Raw genomic sequence first — 6,255 nt, forward strand, 5'->3', positions numbered from 1 at the left:
GATCCCCTGACATGAGAAACCGCACCTCCGATCATCGAATCTGAATTACTTCAGTCCAACAATCGGGGTGCGGTTCATTCGCGCGGGGCCCTCGTCCCGCGTTGGTATCCATGTAACCACGGGTTGTTGCGTGTGCGATGCAGGTTTCCTGAAAGTCCCCTGAAAGCCATACCAGTCCATGCGGTATCGCCGTGTGGGAAGGGTGGGATGGGTATGAGATTCAAGGACGGGTATGATCCCGACATGGGTTGGGATACAAGGGATGTGGACACCATGGAGGCCGACGCCGCCAGGCAGGCCGAACTCGCCCGTCGTACGGACAGTCCGATGCCGGTGACGACGCGGATCCGCATGATCCGACAGCCGCGCGGCGGATACCTGCCTGTGTCCAAGTTTCAGCGAATTGACTTGGGCGACACTACCCCGTTGCGTGAAGGCGAGGATGTGCGCGCGTCGACGATGGGTTTGGCCGTGGACTATCTGTCCCGTGTCGCGGGCGGTGACGATGTGGAGTCCGCGTTCGATACGCCCCTGTTCGGCGCCCGTCTGGCGGGCGAATACGGTCGAGCCTTGGAATTGGCCGAGGCGATCCAGGGGTTTGACGACGATTCCATTTCGGCTGCGGTGCTGCTGTGCTCGTATGATGTGGCCGGCCGTCGCGGCGTCCGCTATTTCCGCGGCGCACGGCGCAAGCCGCCGTCCCCGGACACGATCTGGAACATCCGTCGCATGGTCGCACGCACGCTCTCGTTCCTATCTGAGTATGGACCGATCGTATGGGACGCGTTCTCGTTCGAGGGCGGGTACACGGATCTCATCACCTGCGGTGACGGGGACTTCCTGACAAAGGACACATTGTGGGATATGAAGACCAGCATGCATGAGCCGTCATCCGCGTACACGCTGCAATTGTTGGTCTACTGGCGCATGGGCTTGCATTCCGTGCATCCCGTGTACCGGGACATGACCCGTCTCGGCCTGTTCAACCCCCGTCTTGACGTCGCCTACCTGCTGGACGTCGCGGACATCCCCGACGACGTGATCCATACCGTCGAGCACGAGGTCATCGGCTACGAAGACGACGCGTAAGCGTCACAGGAGCGGGCCTTCCGTTGGTATGGCGGATGTAAAGGGGTTGGCCGGGTCTGGGGGGAAGGCCATTGGGTTGTTCCCCACTTCGGGCACTTCCTGCTGTTCGATCAGGTCGGGTTGTATCGGTTCGATGCTTTCGCTGGCTTTCGTCCAGCATGATCGGAGTCTGCCGGCGATCCTTTCGTCCATTCCCTCGACGGTTTCGGGCATGTGCGCGAGTACGAGGCCGGCGATGCGGCGGGCCGTGTCCACGACCCTGTCCGGGTCAAGCCCGTGCCGGGACGCCAGCGCTGCCCAGTCCTGGGGTGTGGTCCATTCGGCGAACTGGTGGTCCGGATTGACAGGCATGGCGAGCTCCTGGTCAAAGACCGGCCAGTAGCGTGTGGCGACGGCGTCATACACAGGGGCGAGCCGGATCCCCGCCCCGTCGTACAGCAGTGAATAGTTCTTCACATGAGCATCGCAGTCAGCGGACGAAACGGCGAACGCGAGCCGCTCCAGCCACCGGTAACGCAGCTCCCCCGTCGGGTCGACCCTGGCGAGCAGGTCGAGGCAGTCGTCCGCGGTCGGCTCGTACTTATCCCGCGACGGCAAGCCCATGGCCTGAAGCAGATCCTCCTGCCGGATACGGCGGATCCGCCCCCGTTCGATGCGCCGGTCGAAGCGCTCCACCACATACACCATGGTCCCTCCCATGGATTCAACGAACCGGGCGGGTGCGTCCAGTCCGCACAATGCGGCGAGCCTCATGGTCGCCGCCTCCACCCGGGCGGCATCGGGGAGACGCCGTGGCGCCGGTTTGAGGATGTGTGTGGACGGCAACAGGGCGTTGGGCCAGTACCATGCGCCCCCGAGCCGGGTGAGCGTGAACTTGCCCTGCGCGCCGGCCAGGGAGAACCGGCAGTGCATGTCGTCGTCCCACCAGTTGTTGCCGGTCCGCGCGATCCTGTCGGCCTCGTCGGCGAGCTGGTCGGCGATGGCCTCGGCCAACACGATGTCCCCGGAAGGCGGTTCCGGCTCCCGTGTGAACACGAGCCCGCCGACCGAATCGACGTCGGCGAGCAGATCGAACGTGTCGGCCTGTCCGAACCCGCGCCCGGAGCCCATGGCCATGCGGGCGTTGGGATTGTCGGGCAGGAGGTTGTCAAGGAACGCGGCGGGCGCGCCCGGCTGCCACTCACCGTCGGACGGCAGGCTGAGACTGATCTGCATGCCGCCGCCCGCACTGTCGTATGCGAAGGACGTGTTCCCGTCCCCGTCGCGCGTGAACACGCCCACGAGACGGTCGCCGTCCCATGCGTACAATCTTCTGCTCATCGCCCGGACTCCCGTTCCATGGCGTATTCGATCGGGAACACATGACTGCGGATCCTGAGCGCATCGAGTACGGCACGCGCGTCGGCGATCGGCACCGGTTTCTCGCCGAGCATGCCGTCGACCGTCGCCCGGTCCACATGAGCCATGGCGGCAAGGCGGCCGGCATCCAACCCCCGCTCCCCCATGCGCCGGGAGACCGCTTCCGCGACCCTGTCCATGTCCGACAGGTATCGCAACGGATTTGATTCGACGACTATTAATGCGCCCTCCGGGGGTTGTAGCCGGTCGTATTTCGCCAGCATCTCCCGCCTGGATTCCATCGGATTATGTTCCATACACGCCTCCCAGCCTTGCATACCGTCATATGCCATCATCCCAGCAAGCCGCCCCGTTCATCTTGGACACCGTTCCAAGAGCCATCAGTGTCAGAGACAGTCCTTCATGCCTTGTTCAAAGCGAATCGGGGTCAGACCGATCCGGCTTTGCCGCATCCTCGTCGGCGATGTCGTAGCAGATCCGCAATAGGTCGGCGAACCAGATCTGCCCGTTATGCCTGTTCCTGTAATCGGTGATGGCCTTTACCGTCCTTCGCTCCTGTGTTTCGTCGTTCCCGATCGAGATGATCTGGGCGCATGCGGCGTTCATCCTGTCCAAACGCTCCCGGCCTTTAAACGCGTTGACGAATTCATCGTTGAGCATGGTATGACCGTCTGTTTCCAGCTTCGTGACCATAAGCGGACAAACGTTCTCGTACGTCCAGAACACGAACCTGTATGCCGGCATGTCGAGCTCCCTGGCGAATTCCACGGTTCCCTCGACAGTGAACGGCAACTCGCACGCATATTGCTTCCCGCTGTCGACGTCAATAACGGTCGCATTGAACCCCATGTCACTCCTCTTCCCTTTTGATCTCGTCAATGACCTGATTGGATATGGCTAGATTCTCGCGGTCGTCACGGTCGAACATGGTCATTCCTTCCCGATGGCTATGGCCATGCGGAAATTACCGCTGAAGCGATTGTCGATCCACCACGACGCGCGCGTCTCTTCCTTCAGCCTGCGAATGATCCCCGCGCCCTTCTCGCGTACCGTCGCATCATCAGCGGGCAACCCGGCATACGCTTTCTCTAGGCCGCGCAGCACTTGGAAACGGATCGAGTTCGCCCACAATACCTGTTTCTCGCTGCCTTCCAGGTTGACGCAACCATGTTCGGCACACCAGTCAGCATGCTTCCGATTCTCTTCGTCGCGCGCCTTCCGCTCGCACTCCGGGCACAGGATCGTCCCGTACCATTCGGCCTTGCGTTCGCGTTCACCGTGGGCGTTCGTCCCGTAGATCTGCACGCGGTCATCATGCCCGCACGCATAGGTGATGTGATACCAAGCCAAAACTAACCCTTTCTGTCGTACGTCAGCGTGGGATAAGACAGTGGCCGCGCAACCGAGCGCGGCCACCACCTCTTTTATGCTTTCAGGACCGAAAGCGAATATGTTTCAACCCGTGGCGGGAATTGGGTCCCACACCATCATTCACACGCCCACCAGTGTGACGACGACAGACGCCACCCGGAAACCGGATGACAATGATCAGTATACCGGAACCGGCAACGGATCACATATCGCTTTCCGCGGTATCGAAGGTGTGGTCGTCACCGTCGATCAGGGTGGTGATGATGCCGTATTCCTCGCGCATCTCGTCCATCGCGACGGTGGCTGCCATGTTCCACATGATGTGAGGCCATCCGGTCATGTCCGGCCAGTCACGCCAGAACTCCATGTCGGTGGCATATCCGCGTATGTTGACAGTCGGGCTGTTCCTCACCCCGCTTGAGTGCTCGATGATCTCGCCGATCCGATCGCACATGACGTCTGCCTGTTCGTCGATGCGATAAAGCAGTTCGGGCAGTTGCTCGTCGGCCCAATCGGGGATACCCCTTGCCCCCTCCCAGCCGGCGATCGTGGCCTGCTTGACCGGAGGACGCGGTGAACCGTCAGGCATGGGCGACACCAAGCCCAAGCACCGTCCCAGTTCCTCCTGCGACAGACCCATGCGCTTGCGGCGTGCCATCAATTCCAATGGGGACATGCCCATCCTTTCTTTCCTATCACTTGACAGGATTCCCGTCACTGAGATATTCCACGAAATACACGACAAGAGATTTACGGCAACATGAGTCTTCGCGTTCCGTGGAACGCCGCGAACGGCATCACGATCGAACGTGTAGACACGGTATTATCTTGTCCTTTTCAGGTTCAAACGAAGTTTCATGTCTTCCTGTTTACGGCATACGGCCGGCCGGCGTATTTTCGATCAGCCGAATGCCACATGGCTATGGGTAGGTAACAGGAGAAGTAGTCACAGGAGAGGTATGCCTGAGGTAGGCTGCTAGCTGGTCGGCGTCATCCGGCAGTCGAGAGATCCACAAGAGGACGTCACATCGGGGGTTCGCGGGATGCCATCCTTCGACGATCGCCCAAGTGATGGTGTCATACACACGGTATTTGCAGTGGTTGATCACATAGTTGATGGCATCGTGCGCGTACGCGTAGAAGTTCTGCGGATCCTCGTTGTACGCGTCAAGGATGGTCTGGATGGATTCCGGAGAGACGGGGTCGAAATATTTGTGGTCGGGATCAAGATACGACCAAAATTGACATTGTTGGGCATCGTCGATGGCATGGGCCAGCCGGTCATATTGTTCGGGCGTATGCTCATGCCGGTCATGGATGCGGTACCGTTCGAAGAGTTCCCCGATGGAGAAGTCGTCATCATTTGGCAAGTCGCCCATATTGCGCGGATTAAGACAACGGCGGATGTCGCCATGGCGTTCGAGCCGTGTCGCGAGGACCGTCTCGGGGTCGAGTACGTCCACGATGCCGATCAGGGCATCAATCAGGCCGTCGGTGTCGTAGTCCAGAATATCGGATCCGGGCTGCAGCATGGTTTCGATCAGCGCCTCCGCTTCCTGTCGCGATGGGCTGGTCGTACGGATCGTCTCGAGGGCTTCGGCTTGGAATTTCACGTCCAAGTCCTCGTCGGTGCAAGAGTTCTTGTTGCTCATTTCAGATTCCCCCTTAGCTGTCGGAAATGGATTCTGTCAGTCGAAGTCTGTTTCGACCCACGGGGCGCGACCCGGCTTGCGGATCACCTTCAACGTCCCACGCAGCTCGCGGCCATGCGCGTCCTTGGACCATGAGACGAAGCGGACTTTGCCGAACGTCATCAGCAGGTCCTCCAGCGTTGCGGTCGGAACCGTTTTGGCCGGCAGGTCGTCGTAGTTGGGACGCAGGTCCTTGCACGCTTCCTCGACCTTGCGCGCGAAGGTGGCTTCCTCCGTGAGTGTGACGGCGTACAGTCGGTCGGTGATTTGTGTGGAGTGGGTTATACGTCTCTCGTAGGCGGAGAGGTCCTCGATCACGTCCACGGCACAGATCGGCTCGTCGCCCATGATCTGCCATCCGCCGTAGCGCATCCCGTTATCCAGTTCGGTCGCCATGAAGCGTTCGAGGGTGCCATCATCTGGGTTGACGCGGAAAGCCCTCCCCTCGGCGATGAAATATGTAATTGGACAGCCTTTACTGTCGCAATACTCGCTACTGGTCTCAACCGTCAGGCTGTGTGCTCACAACTGGACCAGCGTACCTTCGAAGGTTCCTTCGATTTGAATGATCATGATATGCCCTTTTCTAAGGTCAGGCTTGGCTTCACGCCGTCCTGTTGCAATAATTTTATCGCATTTTGGTTTGATTATCAAACCCAAAACCAGCAGGTAGTGCCCGGATTCTTGCGCACTTTGGTCTTCGCCCGGCTCTGCGACGATGATCAGTTCGCTGCCTGTACGGTCT

The 6,255-nt window shown here is 59.9% G+C and carries 9 protein-coding genes; 1 reads left to right on the plus strand and 8 read right to left on the minus strand.

Annotation, left to right across the window (positions count from 1 at the left end; all coding sequences use genetic code 11):
- The first annotated feature begins 213 nt into the window (after window positions 1–213).
- Window positions 214–1,089, plus strand: coding sequence for a hypothetical protein (locus CSQ85_RS12765; RefSeq protein ID WP_150384331.1), 876 nt, complete (start codon window positions 214–216; stop codon window positions 1,087–1,089).
- A gap of 3 nt (window positions 1,090–1,092) precedes the next feature.
- Here CSQ85_RS12765 and CSQ85_RS12770 read toward each other — a convergent pair whose 3' ends face one another.
- From CSQ85_RS12770 to CSQ85_RS13240, 8 genes are all read right to left on the minus strand, one after another.
- The gene (locus CSQ85_RS12770) at window positions 1,093–2,409 is read right to left on the minus strand and encodes a type II toxin-antitoxin system HipA family toxin (protein ID WP_150384332.1); all 1,317 of its coding nucleotides are present in this window, start codon (window positions 2,407–2,409) and stop codon (window positions 1,093–1,095) included.
- The gene (locus CSQ85_RS12775) at window positions 2,406–2,729 is read right to left on the minus strand and encodes a hypothetical protein (RefSeq protein WP_150384333.1); all 324 of its coding nucleotides are present in this window, start codon (window positions 2,727–2,729) and stop codon (window positions 2,406–2,408) included. The genes CSQ85_RS12770 and CSQ85_RS12775 overlap by 4 nt, the downstream gene beginning before the upstream one ends.
- A gap of 130 nt (window positions 2,730–2,859) precedes the next feature.
- A complete protein-coding gene (locus tag CSQ85_RS12780; RefSeq protein WP_150384334.1) occupies window positions 2,860–3,297 on the minus strand; it encodes a hypothetical protein in 438 nt (145 codons plus the stop codon).
- Window positions 3,298–3,378: 81 nt separating this feature from the next.
- Window positions 3,379–3,798 carry a hypothetical protein gene (locus tag CSQ85_RS12785; RefSeq protein WP_150384335.1) on the minus strand — a complete coding sequence of 140 codons (420 nt, stop codon included), beginning with the start codon at window positions 3,796–3,798 and terminating at the stop codon, window positions 3,379–3,381.
- A gap of 223 nt (window positions 3,799–4,021) precedes the next feature.
- Window positions 4,022–4,408, minus strand: coding sequence for a hypothetical protein (locus CSQ85_RS12790; protein ID WP_150384336.1), 387 nt, complete (start codon window positions 4,406–4,408; stop codon window positions 4,022–4,024).
- Window positions 4,409–4,739: 331 nt separating this feature from the next.
- The gene (locus tag CSQ85_RS12795) at window positions 4,740–5,471 is read right to left on the minus strand and encodes a hypothetical protein (protein ID WP_150384337.1); all 732 of its coding nucleotides are present in this window, start codon (window positions 5,469–5,471) and stop codon (window positions 4,740–4,742) included.
- Window positions 5,472–5,507: 36 nt separating this feature from the next.
- Complete coding sequence (locus CSQ85_RS12800) at window positions 5,508–5,906, minus strand: hypothetical protein (protein ID WP_150384338.1); 399 nt, start codon at window positions 5,904–5,906, stop codon at window positions 5,508–5,510.
- Window positions 5,907–6,032: 126 nt separating this feature from the next.
- A partial coding sequence (locus tag CSQ85_RS13240; protein WP_190973050.1) for a hypothetical protein occupies window positions 6,033–6,255 on the minus strand: 223 nt, incomplete at its 5' end.

Source organism: Bifidobacterium rousetti (assembly GCF_008698235.1).
Taxonomy (GTDB): domain Bacteria; phylum Actinomycetota; class Actinomycetes; order Actinomycetales; family Bifidobacteriaceae; genus Bifidobacterium; species Bifidobacterium rousetti.